Raw genomic sequence first — 15,162 nt, 5'->3', positions numbered from 1 at the left:
GGTTGTGACGGAACAGGGCTGTTCTGCAGGGAGTTGGGCATGAGTGCGCTGCCGCGGCCGTGGCCGGCCGCACTCACTGACCGGCCCGTCTCGACGGTCGTGCTCTGCGTGTCAGTGGGACGGCGTATTGTCGCATTGGCGTAGTTTGAAGGAGGCGGGGGTCGAGGTGATCCCTACACGCTGTAGGGTTACGCCCATCCCTCCGCAGGCCGAACGGAACAGAGACGAGAGGTGGCCGTGTCGATCGTCGCGCCGGAGCCGGACGTCAGTGTCGTCGTCATCGTCTACAACGACGAAGAGCGACTTCCGACAGCCGTTGGTTCCGTCCTCGAGCAAACACTCCGCAATGTCGAGGTGGTCATCGCCGACGACTGCTCGACGGACGGCTCCCACGAGGTCGCGCAGGCGCTCGCCGCGGCCCACCCGGACCGGGTGCGGGCGATCCGGCTCCCGGAGAACAGCGGAGGCTGCGGAGAGCCCCGCAACCAGGGCGTCAAGGTGGCCCGCGGCCGGTACGTGATGTTCCTGGACAGCGACGACACCCTGGAACGGAACGCCTGCCGCAACATGATCGAGGCCGCCGACCGCACCGGCGCCGACCTCGTCTCCGGCCTGTGTGTCCGGGTTCACACCGACAGCCGGCACGACAAGCGCGTGCTCTGGTACCCCTGGCTGTACCGGAGCACGCGCACACTGGACTCCGTCGCCGAGCTGCCCGACCTGTTCGTCTTCGACACCCTGTCGACCAACAAGTGCTACCGGCGCCGGTTCCTGATCGACAACGACCTCGCCTTCCCCCGGGGCATCCACTACGAGGACCTGCTCTTCTCCGCGCAGGCCTACCTGGCCGCGCAGCGGATCACCCTCATCCCCAACACGGTGTACCACTGGAACGTCGTCCAGAAGACCGCCGTCAAGTCGATCAGCAACCGGCGCGGCGAGATCAGCAACTTCGCCGACCGGGTCGAGATCCACCGCCGTATCGACGCCATCCTGGACCGCCAGGGCCAGGACGAGCTGAAGCTGCGCAAGGACATCAAGTTCCTCAAGCACGACCTGGTGCTGTACCTGCGGGATCTCCCGTTCCTCGACGACGACTACCGCCACCGCTTCGCCGAACTGGCCCGCGACTACGTCCAGGACTTCCCCGAGGCGGCCTACGCCGAGCTCGACCGCGTCCACGCCATCTGCGCCCAGCTGCTGCTGCGCGAGGACTGGACCGACCTGATGCCGGCCATCGACACGCTCATCAACCGGCACAAGATCTCCGCACCGCTGGCCGAGCGGGGCGGCCGGATCTACTGGACCGACCGCTACCTCGACGATCCGGAGATGCGTGCCGTCCTGGACGTCACCACCCTCGGCTACCACGCCAGGCCGCTGAACCGGATGGCCCTGCGCAACCGGCTCACCGAGTACGCGGTGCGCGGCGGCGACGTGGTGCTCGCCGGCGAGATCGTCAACCCGCTGCGCACCATCGACCCCGGCGACGAGCTCAGCGCCGAGCTGGAGTTCCGGGCCCGCCGCCGCAGCCTCCAGACCTTCCGCTTCCCGGTGCCCGCCCCGCGCCACGAGGGCGACATGATCGCCTGGCGGGCCGAGGTGCCACTGGCCAGGCGGCTCAGACCACTCGGCATCATCGACGACGTCTGGGACGTCCGGCTGCACCTGACCGCCGGCGGCAAGCGCACCACCAGCCGGCTCACCGTCGGCGCCGTCGACCTCGAACACGCCGAGTCCCTGCCCGTTCGGCCCCGCCTGACCCGGCTCATGGCCGACCGGCTCGAGGCCCAGGTGTCCGCCAAGGGCCACCTGGCCTTCCGGCTGACCCAGCAGGGCCGGCTCGCCCGCACCGGCCGCGCCGCCGTGGAGCGCAACCTGCACGGGCGCCCCGCGCGGGCCGCCAAGCGCGCCTACCGCACGCTGCGGGCGGTGCGCCGCGACCTGAACTCCGGCACCCGCAAGCTCCAGGTCTACGACCGCATGCTGCGCAGGCTGCCCGTCCGCAAGGGCACGGTCGTCTTCGAGAGCCACCTCGGCAAGCAGTACAGCGACAGCCCGCGCGCCATCTTCGAGGAACTGCGCCGCCGCAAGGCGCCGATCACCCCGATCTGGTCGTACGCCGACGAGCGTCCCACGGGCTTCCCGCAGGACGTGGAGCTGGTGCGCCGCTGGTCCTGGCGCTACCTCAAGGCGCTGGCCCAGGCGGAGTTCTGGATCGACAACCAGGGCTACCCGCTGCGGCTGGCCAAACGCCCGGAGACGACGTACATCCAGACCTGGCACGGTTCGGCGCTGAAGCGGATGGGCTTCGACGAGCCCACCTACCGGATGATGTCCGAGCCCGAGCAGCGCTCCTACCAGCAGGCGCTGGACCGCTTCGACCACTTCGTGGTCCGCGGCGAGCACGACGTGCGCACCCTCGCCCGCGCCTACCGCATCCCCGAGGAGAAGCTGCTGCGCACCGGCTACCCGCGCAACGACGCCCTGGTGCGGGTCCGGGAGGGGGCGCCGCTGCCCGCCGACGCACAGCGGCTGGCCAAGCGGCTGGGCCTCGCCCCGGACCGGCGCGTGCTGCTGTACGCGCCGACGTTCCGCGCCCATCCCGACGGCCGCGTACGGGACTTCGAGTTCCCCTTCGACATCGAGGACTTCGCGGCCCGCTTCGGCGACGACCACACCCTCCTCGTCCGCGCCCACTACCTGAACCGGCTCACCCTGCCGCCGTCGGTCGCGGGACGCGTGATCAACGTCAGCGCCGAGCCGGACATCACCCCGCTGCTGCTGCTCGCCGACTGCCTGATCACCGACTACTCATCGGTGATGTTCGACTACGCGCTGCTCCGGCGGCCCATCGTGTTCTACGCCCACGACTGGGAGGAGTACGCCCAGGACACCCGCGGCACCTACTTCGACCTGCTCGCCGAGGCGCCGGGGCCCGTACCGCGCACCGAGGACGAACTGTTCGCCGTGATCGGCGACCTGAGCACCGTCCAGTCGACGTACGAGGCACGGCTGAAGGAGTTCGTGGACAAGTACGGCGAGTACGACCGCGGGGACGCCGCGGCGCAGATCGTGGATCGTTTCTTCGGTCCCGCAGGAGAGACCCGATGACCCAGCGCGACATCTTCTTCGTGGCCAACGAGGTCAACGAACTCGGCGGCGTGGGCCGCTGGCAGATCCAGCTGGCCGGGCAGCTGGCGGAGCGCGGCCACCGGGTCACCGTCGTCGGCGTCGCCCCGCCCAACCACCCGATGGCCCTCGGTGACCGGCCGCCGTTCCGGACCGTGACGCTGTACGCCCGCCGCCCGCCCGGCCGGCCCAGGCCGCGTCGCCTGCTCGGCCGCTTCGACCCGGCCGTGCGCCGCCACGAGACCCACATGCGGGCCGCCGCGAGCCGGCTCTCGGCGCTGTTCCGGGCCGCCCGGCCCGGCGCGATGATCATCGTCCCCCAGGTGTGGGCGATGGAGTGGGTGGCCCTCGCGGACACCGCCGGGCACCGCGTCATCGGCATGACCCACGAGTCCTTCGAAACGTCCCGCAAGTCGTCCCGCTTCGAGCGTGTGAAGAGGTACTACAAGGACGTCGACCGGCTGCTGGCACTCACCCGGGAGGACGCCGACCGCTGGGGGGTCGAGGGCATGAACAACGTCGGCTTCATGCCCAACCCGCTGTCCATCGTGCCCGGTACCCCCTCCCCACGCACCGAGAAGGTCGTCGTGAACGTCGGCCGGCTCTCCCACGAGAAGGGCGTCGACATGCTCCTTGACGCCTGGGCCGAGGCCGTACCGAAGGAGCCCGGCTGGACCCTGCGCATCTATGGCAGGGGAGAGGCGGAGGCACAGCTCAGACAGCAGTGCGCGGAACTCGGCCTGGAGGACTCCGTCGAATTCGCCGGGCAGACCGACGACGTGCCCGGCGCGCTGCGCGCCTCCTCCGTCTTCGTCCAGGCCTCCCGCGGCGAGGGCTTCCCGCTCGTCCTGCTGGAGGCCATGGCGACCGGCCTGCCGTGCGTGGCGTTCGACTGCGCGCCCGGCGTCCGCGAGATCGTCGCCCACGAGGAGAACGGCCTGCTCGCCCGCCCCGGCAACACCTCCGAACTCGCCCGTCACCTTGTGCGCCTGATGTCCGACGAGCGACTGCGCGACACGATGGGCGACCAGGCCCTGCGCAGCGCCCACCGCTTCGACCCGGACGTCATCACCGGCCGCTGGGAAGACCTCTTCGACTTCCTGGAGCGCTGAGAACCGGACCGCCCGCCGCCCGCGCCCCGGGCACCCTCGGTGCCCGGGGCGCCGGAGGTGAGAGAGGGGTGCGTCCCTCCCGGTCGCCGACCCGCCGACTTTCACCGCTTCTCCGTAGCCGGTTCGCTGATCGGCGCGTAACGTGACGCTCCATGAAGATCCTCATCAGCGCCGACATGGAGGGCGCCACCGGTGTCACCTGGCCTGCCGACGTGCTGCCGGGGACGCCGCAGTGGGAGCGGTGCCGGGCGATGTTCACCTCGGACGTCGACGCCGCCGTGCGCGGCTTCTTCGACGGGGGTGCCGACGAGGTCCTCGTCAACGAGGCGCACTGGAGCATGCGCAACCTGCTGCTGGAACGGCTGGACGAGCGGGCGCAGATGCTCACCGGACGGCACAAGTCGCTGTCCATGGTGGAGGGCGTGCAGCACGGTGACGTGGACGGGATCGCCTTCGTCGGTTATCACTCGGGCGCCGGCATGGAGGGCGTCCTCGCCCACACCTTTCTCGCCAACTCCATCACGGGGGTGTGGCTGAACGACGTACGGGCCAGCGAGGGGCTGCTCAACGCCCATGTGGTCGCCGAGTACGGGGTGCCGGTGGTGCTGGTCACCGGGGACGACGTGGCCTGCGAGGACGCCCTCGGGTACGCGCCCGGGGCGCTGAAGGTCGCCGTGAAGGACCACGTGTCGCGGTACGCGGCCGTGTGCCGTACGCCGGCCCGCACCGCCGCCGACATCCGCGCGGCCGCCAAGCAGGCGGCCGAACTGGCGGTCCGTCACGAACCGGTCGAGGCCGGCCCGTTCACCGTCGCGGTCGAGTTCGACGCCGAGCACCTCGCCATGGCCTGCACCGTCGTGCCCGGAGTGAGCCGGATCGGGGAGCGCAAGGTCGCCTACACCAGCGCGACCATGCACGAGGCAATCCGCACCTTCAAGGCGGTCACCACGATCGCCTCGGCCGCGACGGAGGAGGAGTATGGCTGACGCGCAGGCGCTGGACGAGGTCGTCGGGTTCACGTCCGACCTGATCCGCATCGACACCACCAACCGGGGCGGCGGCGACTGCCGGGAGCGCCCGGCCGCCGAGTACGCCGCCGAGCGGCTCGCCGGGGCGGGCCTGGAGCCCGTGCTCCTGGAGCGCACCCCGGGCCGGACCAATGTCGTGGCCCGGATCGAGGGCAGCGACCCGTCGGCGGACGCGCTGCTGGTGCACGGTCACTTGGACGTGGTGCCGGCGCGCGCCGAGGACTGGAGCGTGCACCCGTTCTCCGGCGAGGTCCGCGACGGGGTCGTGTGGGGCCGGGGCGCGGTCGACATGAAGAACATGGACGCGATGATCCTCGCGGTGGTCCGCGCCTGGTCCCGGCAGGGGCTGCGGCCGCGGCGGGACGTGGTGATCGCCTTCACCGCCGACGAGGAGGCGAGCGCCGAGGACGGCGCCGGCTTCCTCGCCGAGCGGCACGCCGGGCTGTTCGAGGGCTGCACCGAGGGCGTCAGCGAGTCGGGGGCGTACACCTTCCACGACGGCGCCGGGCGGCAGATCTACCCGATCGCCGCCGGTGAGCGCGGCACCGCCTGGCTGCGGCTCTCCGCCCGCGGGCGGGCGGGCCACGGATCCCGGGTCAACCGGGAGAACGCGGTGACCCGGCTCGCCGAGGCGGTCGCCCGGATCGGCGCCCACGAATGGCCCGTACGGCTCACCCCGACCGTGCGCGCGGCCCTGACCGAACTCGCCGTCCTGTACGGCATCGAGGCGGACCTGCGTGACGTGGACGCGCTGGTGGACAAGCTGGGCCCGGCGGCCCGGCTGGTCGAGGCGACACTGCGCAACAGCGCCAACCCCACCATGCTGGAGGCGGGTTACAAGGTCAACGTGATCCCGGGGGAGGCCGTCGCCCACGTCGACGGGAGGTATCTGCCCGGCGGCGAGGAGGAGTTCCGCGCCACCCTCGACGAACTGACCGGCCCGGACGTGGACTGGGAGTTCCAGCACCGCGAGGTGGCGCTCCAGTCGCCGGTCGACTCCCCGGCCTTCGCGGCGATGCGGGCCGCCGTCGAGGAGTTCGCGCCGGAAGGCCGTGTCGTGCCGTTCTGCATGCCCGGCGGCACCGACGCCAAGCAGTTCTCCCGGCTGGGCATCACCGGGTACGGGTTCTCGCCGCTGAAGCTGCCTGAGGGCTTCGACTACAACGCCCTGTTCCACGGAGTCGACGAGCGCGTCCCCGTCGAGGCGCTGCACTTCGGCGTCCGCGTCCTGGACCGCTTCCTGCGGACCGCCTGAGCCGATGGGGGAAAACGTGCGCACCCTGCCCTGCGGTTCCTGGCCCTCGCCCATCGACGCGGCCCTCGCCGCCGCGCACGACGGCAGGCCGGAGTTCCCGGGATTCGTCGGCGACGAGGTGTGGTGGACCGAACCGCGGCCCGCCGAGGGCGGACGCCGGGCGCTGGTACGGCGCCTCGCCGACGGCTCGCAGTCCACGGTGCTGCCCGAACCGTGGAACGTGCGCAGCCGCGTCATCGAGTACGGCGGCCGGCCCTGGGCGGGAGCCGTCGTGGACGGCGTACCGCTGGTGGTGTTCGTGAATTTCGCCGACCAGCGCCTGTACCGGTACGAGCCCGGCGGCGAGCCGCGCCCGCTCACCCCGCTCTCGGCGGTGGGCGGCGGACTGCGCTGGGCCGAACCGCAACTGCGCCTGGAACTCGGCGAGGTGTGGTGCGTGCTGGAGGAGTTCACCGGGGAGTCGCCCACCGACGTACGGCGCGTCCTGGCCGCCGTACCGCTGGACGGCTCGGCGGCCGGGGCCCGGGCCACGGTGCGCGAACTCACCGACGACCGGCACCGGTTCGTGACCGGCCCCCGGCTCTCGCCCGACGGGCGGCGGGCGGCCTGGCTGGCCTGGGACCACCCGCGGATGCCGTGGGACGGCACCGAGCTGCTGGTGGCTCAGGTGCGCGCCGACGCCTCGCTCGGCGCGCCCCGGACGGTGGCCGGCGGCCCCGAGGAGTCCATCGCCCAGGCGGACTGGGCCGCCGACGGCTCACTGCTGTACGCGAGCGACCGCAGCGGCTGGTGGAACCTCTACCGTGACGGTGAGCCCCTGTGCGTCCGTGAGGAGGAGTTCGGCGGCCCGCTGTGGAAGCTGGGCCAGCGCTGGTTCGCGCCGCTGGACTGCGGTCTGATCGCGGTCGTGCACGGTCGCGGTGCCACCGCACTCGGCGTGCTCGACCCGGAGACGGGCGAGGTCGTCGACGCGGCGGGCCCCTGGACCGAGTTCGACTCGCCGGTGGTGCACGGCGACCGGGTCGTCGCGGTGGCCGCCGGCCCCCGCAGCGCCTACGAGGTCGTCGAGCTGGACACCCGGACCGGCCGGGCGCGGGTGATCGGCGCCGCCCACGGCGACCCGGTCGACCCCGCCTATTACCCCGAGCCGCAGATCCGCACCTTCACCGGGCCGGACGGCCGGGAGGTCCACGCCCACATCTATCCGCCGCACCACCCCGAGTGCGTGGCGCCCGGCGGCGAGCTGCCGCCGTACGTCGTGTGGGCGCACGGCGGACCCACCAGCCGGGCACCCCTCGTGCTCGACCTGGAGATCGCCTACTTCACCTCGCGGGGCATCGGGGTCGCCGAGGTCAACTACGGCGGATCCACCGGGCACGGCCGCCGGTACCGCAACCGGCTGCGCGAGCAGTGGGGCGTCGTCGACGTCGAGGACTGCGCGGCCGTCGCGCTCGCCCTCGCCGACGAGGGCACCGCCGACCGCGCCCGGCTGGCGATCCGGGGCGGCAGCGCGGGCGGCTGGACCGCGGCGGCCTCCCTGACCACGACCGACGTGTACGCCTGCGGCACGATCATCTACCCGATCCTCGACCTGACCGGCTGGGGCACGGGGGAGACCCACGACTTCGAGTCGCAGTACCTGGAGTCCCTGGTCGGGCCGCTCGCCGAGGTGCCCGGCCGGTACGCGGAGCGCTCGCCCGCCGAGCACGCCGACCGGATCACCGCGCCCTTCCTGCTGCTTCAGGGCCTGGACGACGTGATCTGCCCGCCGACCCAGTGCGAGCGGTTCCTCGCCCGGCTGGCCGGCCGGCGGGTGCCGCACACGTACATCGCGTTCGAGGGCGAGGGGCACGGCTTCCGCCGGGCCGACACCATGGTGCGGGCCCTGGAGGCGGAGCTGTCGCTGTACGCTCAGGTCTTCGGCCTGGACCCGGCCGGCATCCCGACCCTGGAGCTCGGCACGTGAAGGAACTCCTCCGCCCCACCCGGCTCGCCCCCGGCGCGCGCGTGGCCGTCGTCGCGCCCAGCGGGCCCGTGCCCGAGGAGCGGTTGCAGGCGGGCCTGGACGTGCTGCGCGGCTGGGACCTGGATCCGGTGGTGGCGCCGCATGTGACGGCCCGGCACGGCACGTTCGACTACCTGGCGGGCACGGACCGCGACCGCGCCGCCGACCTGCAGGGCGCCTGGTGCGATCCGTCGGTGGACGCGGTGCTGTGCGCCCGCGGCGGCTACGGCGCGCAGCGCATGGTGGACCTGCTCGACTGGGAGGCCATGCGGGCGGCCGGTCCGAAGGTGTTCGTCGGCTTCAGCGACATCACCGCGCTGCACGAGGCGTTCGCCACCCGCCTGGGCCTGGTCACGCTGCACGGCCCGATGGCCGCCGGCGTCGACTTCGTCAAGAACGACCGGGCGCAGCGGCACCTGCGGGCGACCCTGTTCGCGCCCGAGACGGTCCGCACGATCGCCTCCGGCGGCCCGGCCCTGGTCCCAGGGCGGGCCCGGGGTGTCACCCTCGGCGGCTGTCTGGCCCTGCTCGCCGCCGACCTCGGCACGCCGCACGCGCGGCCCGGCGCGGCCGGCGGTCTGCTGTGCCTGGAGGACGTGGGCGAGGAGCCCTACCGCCTGGACCGGTACCTCACCCAACTGCTGCGTGCCGGGTGGCTCGACGGGGTGCGCGGGGTGCTGCTCGGGTCCTGGGAGGACTGCGAGACTCCCGACCGGGTGCGGGCCCTGCTCGCCGACCGGCTCGGCGAACTCGCGGTGCCCGTCGCCGAGGAGTTCGGCTTCGGGCACTGCGAGGGCGCGTTGACGGTTCCCTTCGGTGTGGCGGCCGAACTCGACGCCGACGCGGGCACGTTGACGCTTGACGAACCCGCTCTTCGCTGACCGCGCGTCACTCTGCGCGCGCGCCGCACGTAGGGTGACGGCATGCCGCACACCGCAGCCCGCTTCCTCGCCGAGGGGCCCCGCGTGGGCATCCGCCCGTTCACCCACGGGGACGGCGCCGAGTTCACCGCCCGGGTCCGGGAGAGCGAGGACCTGCACCACCCGTGGCTCTTCCCGCCGGCCACGGCCGAGGCGTACGCCGCCTACGCCCGGCGGCTGATCGAGGACCCGGCGAGGGCCGGCTTCCTGGTCTGCGAGAAGGACACCGGGGCCATCGCCGGGTTCGTCAACATCAACAACATCGTGCACGGCGCCTTCCGGTCCGGCGCGCTCGGCTACGGCGCCTTCGCACACGCCGCCGGGCGCGGCCTGATGCGCGAGGGCCTCGACCTCGTCATCGGGTACGCCTTCGGCCCTATGCGGCTGCACCGGCTGGAGATCAACGTCCAGCCGCTCAACACCGCCTCGATCGCGCTGGCCCGCGCCTGCGGCTTCCGCCTGGAGGGTTTCTCGCCGGACATGCTCTTCATCGACGGGGCCTGGCGCGACCACGAGCGGTGGGCGCTCACCGCCGAGATGCGCGCTTGAAGTTGACCTTCATGGTGTCCAGATCCGTCACGGTCGACCGCAGGTCACGAAAGCCGTATCCGAGGCCGCGCAGGGCGGTCTCCGCGCGGTCCTCGGCGATCGCGGCCGCCATCTCCTCGCCGTCCTCCGCGTCGCAGACCACGACGTAGCGCATCGAGAAGTGCTTCAGCGGGGACGGCTCGTACGACAGCGAGCCCTCTTCGGTGAACCGCATGCTGAGCATGCCGTGCTCGTCCGCCTCCGCGCGCAGCCGTTCCCGTGCCTCGTCGGTCAGTGCGTCCCAGGTGCCCCGGACGATCACCCGGTAGGTGTGCTGCTCGCTCATCGGATCTCCGTACTTCTCCACGCTCGGCCTTGGTGGTCGACCGGCCGACCCTACGGCTCCCCGCGACGCGCCGACCACGGAATTTCGTCGCTGCCGCTCAGCCCCGGCGGTCCATGTACTCGTACACCGTCCCGTCCGGGTGCAGGGCGATCAGGTTGCGGCCCACCGGTGTCGGGACCGGCCCGGCGATGATGTGCGCGCCGAGTTCGGTCAGCACCCGGCGGGCCTCGTCGACGTCCTCCACGGCTATCGTCGCCGTCACCTTGCGCAGCACCTCCAGCTGCGACTCGGGGCCACTCATCAGCAGGAAGCAGCCGACCGCGGCCGCCTGGACGCCGCCTTGTTCGAAGCGGAGAGCTCTGGCGCCCGCGAGACCTTCGTAGAACGGGACGGCGGTGTCCAGATCGTTGACGCAGACGCGCAGGCTGGTTCCCAGAATCTCCATGCGCACGAGCGTAGTTGGGGGCGACCGGGGAGGTGATCGTTTCACCGGATCGCCCGCAACGCCCACCCCCACCGCCACATCATCCGGCGGTGTTATCCGTACGTCTGTGCGGGTACCCGCGGTTCATGAAGGGCTTGGATCACCTGGAGCACTTGGACAAGCAGCTGGTCGACGAACTGGCGCAGGTGGCACGTGAGACGGTGCGCGACGAACTGCGCGAGCAGACCCGCAGGCAGCGCCGCGCCGCCACTCTGTACGCGGCGTCCGGCGCCGTCGCCCTGTACGCGGGCGCGGCCCTCGCGCTCGCCGTGGGGCTGGCCCTGGCGATCGGGCTGCCCGGCTGGGCCGCCACACTGATCACCGCGGCGATCCTGGGCGCGGCGGCCTACACGTTGCGCGAGGCCGCCCGGCCGTCGGCGCCACGGCCCGCGCCGGAGCGCGCGGACCTCGCGGCCGGACACGACACGGGCGCCCCGGCGGCGGGCGGCACCGGCGCGGCGACGGGCGCGGCCGGCCGGGCGACGGGCGCGGCGTACCCGCCCGTGCCGCCGGTGCCGCCCGCGCCTCCGTCGGGCGCGACCCGGCCGGAACGCCCCGGGGAGACCGACCCGGGACCGCATCACCGGGCCTGACACCCCGTCGCGTTCCCCGTTGTCGGAGCGCGAGACGACCGACACATGACCGACATCGGGCGCCCGCTCGCCCCCTGGTGGCGGGCGCCCGTCCGTGTCCCCGTCACGGCGGCCGCGGCGGCCGGCCCGGCACCGGGAGAAGTTTGGGTGACCCGGCCAGGGGGACGCGGAAGGTCCCGTACCAGGTACACGACCACGCCGGAGGCGTACCGTGAGTCGACCCCGCATCGTGATCGTCGGTGCCGGTTTCGCCGGCTACCGCACGGCCCGGACCCTGTCCAGGATGTCCCGGGGCAAGGCCGACATCACCCTGCTGAACCCGACCGACTACTTCCTGTACCTGCCTCTGCTGCCCCAGGTCGCCGCGGGCCTCCTGGAGCCGCGCCGGGCGGCCGTCTCCCTCGCCGGCTCGCTGCGCCGTGTACGGCTGGTCCTCGGCGAGGCCGACGGCATCGAGATGGACGCGCGCACCGTGCACTACACCGACCCCGAGGGCGGCGAGGGCACGCTGGCCTACGACCGGCTGGTGCTCGCCGTCGGCAGCGTCAACAAGCTGCTGCCGATCCCCGGCGTCGCCGAGCACGCGCACGGTTTCCGCGGCCTGCCCGAGGCCCTGTACCTGCGAGACCACGTGACCCGCCAGATCGAACTGGCCGGCAGCACCGACGACCCCGAGACCTGCTCGGACCGCTGCACGTTCGTCGTCGTGGGCGCCGGCTACACCGGCACCGAGGTCGCCGCGCACGGGAAGGTGTTCACCGACTCGCTGGTGCGCCGGCACCCGCCCCGGCAGGGGATACGGCCGCGCTGGCTGCTGCTGGACATCGCGCCCCGTGTGCTGCCCGAGCTGGACGAACGGCTCTCGGCCACCGCCGACCGCGTGCTGCGACGGCGGGGCGTCGAGGTGCGCATGGGCACCTCCGTGAAGGAGGCCACGCACGAAGGGGTGCTGCTGACGGACGGCGAGTTCGTCCGCAGCCGCACGCTCGTCTGGTGCGTCGGCGTACGGCCGGACCCGCTCGTGGAGAGCACCGGGCAGCCGCTGGAGAAGGGACGGCTCGTCGTCGACCCGTTCCTCCAGGTGCCGGGGCGGCCGGAGGTGTTCGCGTGCGGGGACGCGGCCGCCGTGCCCGACCTGGACAACCCCGGCCGGTACACCACGATGACCGCCCAGCACGCCTGGCGGCAGGGCAGGACCGCCGCGGTCAACGTCGCCGCCTCGCTCGGCGTCGGCGAGCGCCGCCCCTACCGCCACCGCGACCTGGGCTTCGTCGTGGACCTGGGCGGTGCGCAGGCCGCCGCCGACCCGCTCGGCGTGCCGCTGTCCGGACCAGTGGCCGGCGCGATCACCCGCGCCTACCACCTCGCGGCGATGCCTCGCAACCGTGTCCGGGTGGCCGCGGACTGGCTGCTGGACGCCGTACTGCCGCGCCAGTCCGTCCAGTTGGGCCTCGTACGGTCCTGGTCCGTGCCCCTGGACACGGCCTCCCCGGAGCTGCCCCGGGTACCGGGCGGGTCCGAGCCGCGGACGAGGACGGCCTCCGCCCCCGGACCGGGAGCGCCGACCGACGCCGGGCCAGGCGGGGCCCACCCCGCCCCCGGCCCCGTCAAGCGAGACGACACGCCCGCGGAAGGAGACTCATGAACACCGACGAACTCGTCGAACTCGGCCAGCAGCTGCGCGTCGACAGCGTGCGCGCGGCCGCCGCGGCGGGCTCCGGGCACCCCACGTCCTCCATGTCCGCAGCCGACCTCGTGGCGGTCCTGCTGGCGAACCACCTCCGCTACGACTTCGACCGGCCCGAGCAGCCCGGCAACGACCGTTTCGTCCTGTCCAAGGGACACGCCTCCCCGCTGCTGTACTCCGCCTACAAGGCGGCGGGCGCCATCGACGACGAGGAACTGCTCACCTTCCGCAAGCTGGGCAGCCGCCTGGAGGGGCATCCGACCCCGCAACGGCTGCCGTGGGTGGAGACCGCCACCGGATCCCTCGGACAGGGCCTGCCCATCGGCGTCGGGATCGCGCTCACCGGCAAGCGGCTGGACCACGCCGACTACCGCGTCTGGGTGCTGTGCGGGGACAGCGAACTGGCCGAGGGCTCGATCTGGGAGGCCGCCGAGCACGCCGGGTACGAACACCTGGACAACCTGACCGTGATCCTCGACGTCAACCGGCTCGGCCAGCGCGGTCCCACCCGGCACGGCCACGACCTGGACGCCTACGCCCGCCGCTTCCGCGCCTTCGACTGGCACACGATCGAGATCGAGGGCCACGACGTGGACGCGGTCGACCGCGCCTTCGGCGAGGCGCTCTCCACGAGGGGGCAGCCCACCGCGATCATCGCCCGCACCTTCAAGGGCAGGGGCGTCAAGGACGCCGAGGACCGCGAGGGCCTGCACGGCAAGCCGCTGAAGGACCCCGACGAGGCGATCGAGGAACTCGGCGGCATCCGGGACATCCGCGTCCGCGTGCGCGAGCCGCGCCCGGTCCGTTCACTGCACGCCGTGGGCGACGGCAACCTCGAACTGCCCCGCTGGGACAAGGGCGAGGAGGTCGCCACCCGCGACGCCTACGGCCAGGCGCTCGCCGCGCTCGGCACCGCGCGCGGCGACGTCGTGGCCCTCGACGGCGAGGTCGGCGACTCCACCCGCTCGGAGTTCTTCGCCAAGGAACACCCCGAGCGCTACTTCGAGTGCTACATCGCCGAACAGCAGATGGTCGCCGCCGCCGTCGGGATGGCCCGGCGCGGCTGGGTGCCGTACGCCTCGACGTTCGCGGCCTTCCTGACCCGCGCGCACGACTTCGTACGGATGGCCTCCGTCAGCGGCTCCGGCATCAACCTCAACGGCTCCCACGCGGGCACGGCGATCGGGCAGGACGGGCCCAGCCAGATGGGCCTGGAGGACCTGGCGATGATGCGCGCCGTCCACGGCTCGACCGTGCTCTACCCGTGCGACGCCAACCAGACCGCCGAGCTCGTCGCGCGGATGGCCGACCTGGACGGCGTCCGCTATCTGCGCACCTCGCGCGGTGCGAGCCCGGTGCTCTACGGGCCCGAGGAGGACTTCCCCGTCGGCGGCAGCAAGGTGCTGCGCTCCTCCGGACAGGACCGGCTGACCGTCGTCGCCGCGGGCGTCACCCTGCACGAGGCGCTCGCCGCCGCCGACGTCCTCGGCCGGGACGGCATCGCGGTCCGGGTGATCGACCTGTACTCCGTCAAGCCGGTCGACCGGGACACGCTCCGCAAGGCCGCCGAGGACACCGGCTGCCTGCTCACCGTGGAGGACCACCACGCGGAGGGCGGCCTCGGCGACGCCGTGATCGACGCCTTCACCGACGGGCGCCCGGTGCCGCGCCTGGTGCGGCTCGCCGTCCGGGAGATGCCCGGCTCGGCCTCACCCGCCGAGCAACTGCACGCCGCGGGCATCGACGCCGAGTCGATCGCGGCCGCAGCGCGGCTGCTGGTGGAGGAAGTGGTGGTGCGGTGAGTGACGGTGCGCGCACGGTGCGCACTGGGTTTCCTCGGGGATTTCGCCCCTGTATGTGAGGGACATCCGTATTCGTTCAGGTTTGGTCGTGGAGACTGCGGCCACCCGAAGAAAGAGGTGGCCATGGTGAAGAGAGAAAACACCGCGGAGTCGCAGGGTTCAGGAGAGTCGGTGGCCCGGCCTGGGCCGATGGAGGTGCTGCGGGAGGCGCGGGCCCAGTTCGCCGAGCTGACCGGTCTGAGCGCGGAGTCCGTGACGACCTTCGAGCAG

At 72.7% G+C, this 15,162-nt stretch carries 12 protein-coding genes and 1 pseudogene; 11 read left to right on the top strand and 2 right to left on the bottom strand.

Going from position 1 to position 15,162, the window contains the following annotated elements; genetic code table 11:
- Nucleotides 1–237: 237 nt before the first annotated feature.
- From ACFY4A_RS37460 to ACFY4A_RS37430, 7 genes are all read left to right on the top strand, one after another.
- On the top strand, nt 238–3,114 hold the full coding sequence (locus tag ACFY4A_RS37460; protein ID WP_390833784.1) for a CDP-glycerol glycerophosphotransferase family protein: 2,877 nt from the start codon (nt 238–240) through the stop codon (nt 3,112–3,114).
- Complete coding sequence (locus ACFY4A_RS37455) at nt 3,111–4,244, top strand: glycosyltransferase (RefSeq protein WP_390833783.1); 1,134 nt, start codon at nt 3,111–3,113, stop codon at nt 4,242–4,244. The genes ACFY4A_RS37460 and ACFY4A_RS37455 overlap by 4 nt, the downstream gene beginning before the upstream one ends.
- Before the next feature lie 152 nt (nt 4,245–4,396).
- Nucleotides 4,397–5,230 carry a M55 family metallopeptidase gene (locus ACFY4A_RS37450; RefSeq protein WP_390833782.1) on the top strand — a complete coding sequence of 278 codons (834 nt, stop codon included), beginning with the start codon at nt 4,397–4,399 and terminating at the stop codon, nt 5,228–5,230.
- The gene (locus tag ACFY4A_RS37445; RefSeq protein ID WP_390833781.1) at nt 5,223–6,527 is read left to right on the top strand and encodes a M20/M25/M40 family metallo-hydrolase; all 1,305 of its coding nucleotides are present in this window, start codon (nt 5,223–5,225) and stop codon (nt 6,525–6,527) included. Before ACFY4A_RS37450 ends, ACFY4A_RS37445 begins: the two co-directional genes overlap by 8 nt.
- Before the next feature lie 4 nt (nt 6,528–6,531).
- Nucleotides 6,532–8,493 carry an LpqB family beta-propeller domain-containing protein gene (locus ACFY4A_RS37440; protein WP_390833780.1) on the top strand — a complete coding sequence of 654 codons (1,962 nt, stop codon included), beginning with the start codon at nt 6,532–6,534 and terminating at the stop codon, nt 8,491–8,493.
- Entirely contained in the window at nt 8,490–9,413 is a 924-nt protein-coding gene (locus tag ACFY4A_RS37435) for an LD-carboxypeptidase (RefSeq protein WP_390833779.1), read from the top strand. The genes ACFY4A_RS37440 and ACFY4A_RS37435 overlap by 4 nt, the downstream gene beginning before the upstream one ends.
- A 42-nt stretch (nt 9,414–9,455) precedes the next feature.
- On the top strand, nt 9,456–10,001 hold the full coding sequence (locus ACFY4A_RS37430; protein ID WP_390833778.1) for a GNAT family N-acetyltransferase: 546 nt from the start codon (nt 9,456–9,458) through the stop codon (nt 9,999–10,001).
- Here ACFY4A_RS37430 and ACFY4A_RS37425 read toward each other — a convergent pair.
- Both ACFY4A_RS37425 and ACFY4A_RS37420 read right to left on the bottom strand, forming a co-directional pair.
- A complete protein-coding gene (locus ACFY4A_RS37425) occupies nt 9,979–10,326 on the bottom strand; it encodes a DUF6204 family protein (protein WP_141356765.1) in 348 nt (115 codons plus the stop codon). The two genes, ACFY4A_RS37430 and ACFY4A_RS37425, sit on opposite strands and share 23 nt — an antisense overlap.
- A 97-nt stretch (nt 10,327–10,423) precedes the next feature.
- On the bottom strand, nt 10,424–10,771 hold the full coding sequence (locus ACFY4A_RS37420) for a VOC family protein (protein WP_390833777.1): 348 nt from the start codon (nt 10,769–10,771) through the stop codon (nt 10,424–10,426).
- Between the two features lie 125 nt (nt 10,772–10,896).
- On the opposite strand from ACFY4A_RS37420, the gene ACFY4A_RS37415 reads away from it, so the two are divergent.
- The 4 genes and pseudogenes from ACFY4A_RS37415 to ACFY4A_RS37400 all read left to right on the top strand — a co-directional run.
- On the top strand, nt 10,897–11,403 hold the full coding sequence (locus ACFY4A_RS37415; RefSeq protein ID WP_390833776.1) for a phage holin family protein: 507 nt from the start codon (nt 10,897–10,899) through the stop codon (nt 11,401–11,403).
- 211 nt (nt 11,404–11,614) lie between these two features.
- Nucleotides 11,615–13,048: an NAD(P)/FAD-dependent oxidoreductase gene (locus ACFY4A_RS37410; RefSeq protein ID WP_390833775.1), complete on the top strand. Its 1,434-nt coding sequence runs from the start codon at nt 11,615–11,617 to the stop codon at nt 13,046–13,048.
- Entirely contained in the window at nt 13,045–14,892 is a 1,848-nt protein-coding gene (locus tag ACFY4A_RS37405) for a transketolase (RefSeq protein WP_390833774.1), read from the top strand. The genes ACFY4A_RS37410 and ACFY4A_RS37405 overlap by 4 nt, the downstream gene beginning before the upstream one ends.
- Nucleotides 14,893–15,015: 123 nt before the next feature.
- Nucleotides 15,016–15,162: pseudogene (locus tag ACFY4A_RS37400) on the top strand (gas vesicle protein); the annotation flags it as partial.

The organism is Streptomyces sp. NPDC001292, from assembly GCF_042896465.1.
Classification (GTDB): domain Bacteria; phylum Actinomycetota; class Actinomycetes; order Streptomycetales; family Streptomycetaceae; genus Streptomyces.
This window is presented reverse-complemented; position numbering and strand designations above follow the sequence as displayed.

What these genes read in the sequence shown, in the direction of transcription:
- ACFY4A_RS37425 (WP_141356765.1), bottom strand. Translation starts at nt 10,326, where the DNA reads ATGAGCGAGCAGCACACCTACCGGGTGATCGTCCGGGGCACCTGGGAC.
- ACFY4A_RS37445 (WP_390833781.1), top strand. Translation starts at nt 5,223, where the DNA reads ATGGCTGACGCGCAGGCGCTGGACGAGGTCGTCGGGTTCACGTCCGAC.
- ACFY4A_RS37455 (WP_390833783.1), top strand. Translation starts at nt 3,111, where the DNA reads ATGACCCAGCGCGACATCTTCTTCGTGGCCAACGAGGTCAACGAACTC.
- ACFY4A_RS37430 (WP_390833778.1), top strand. Translation starts at nt 9,456, where the DNA reads ATGCCGCACACCGCAGCCCGCTTCCTCGCCGAGGGGCCCCGCGTGGGC.
- ACFY4A_RS37440 (WP_390833780.1), top strand. Translation starts at nt 6,532, where the DNA reads ATGGGGGAAAACGTGCGCACCCTGCCCTGCGGTTCCTGGCCCTCGCCC.
- ACFY4A_RS37405 (WP_390833774.1), top strand. Translation starts at nt 13,045, where the DNA reads ATGAACACCGACGAACTCGTCGAACTCGGCCAGCAGCTGCGCGTCGAC.
- ACFY4A_RS37450 (WP_390833782.1), top strand. Translation starts at nt 4,397, where the DNA reads ATGAAGATCCTCATCAGCGCCGACATGGAGGGCGCCACCGGTGTCACC.
- ACFY4A_RS37420 (WP_390833777.1), bottom strand. Translation starts at nt 10,771, where the DNA reads ATGGAGATTCTGGGAACCAGCCTGCGCGTCTGCGTCAACGATCTGGAC.
- ACFY4A_RS37415 (WP_390833776.1), top strand. Translation starts at nt 10,897, where the DNA reads ATGAAGGGCTTGGATCACCTGGAGCACTTGGACAAGCAGCTGGTCGAC.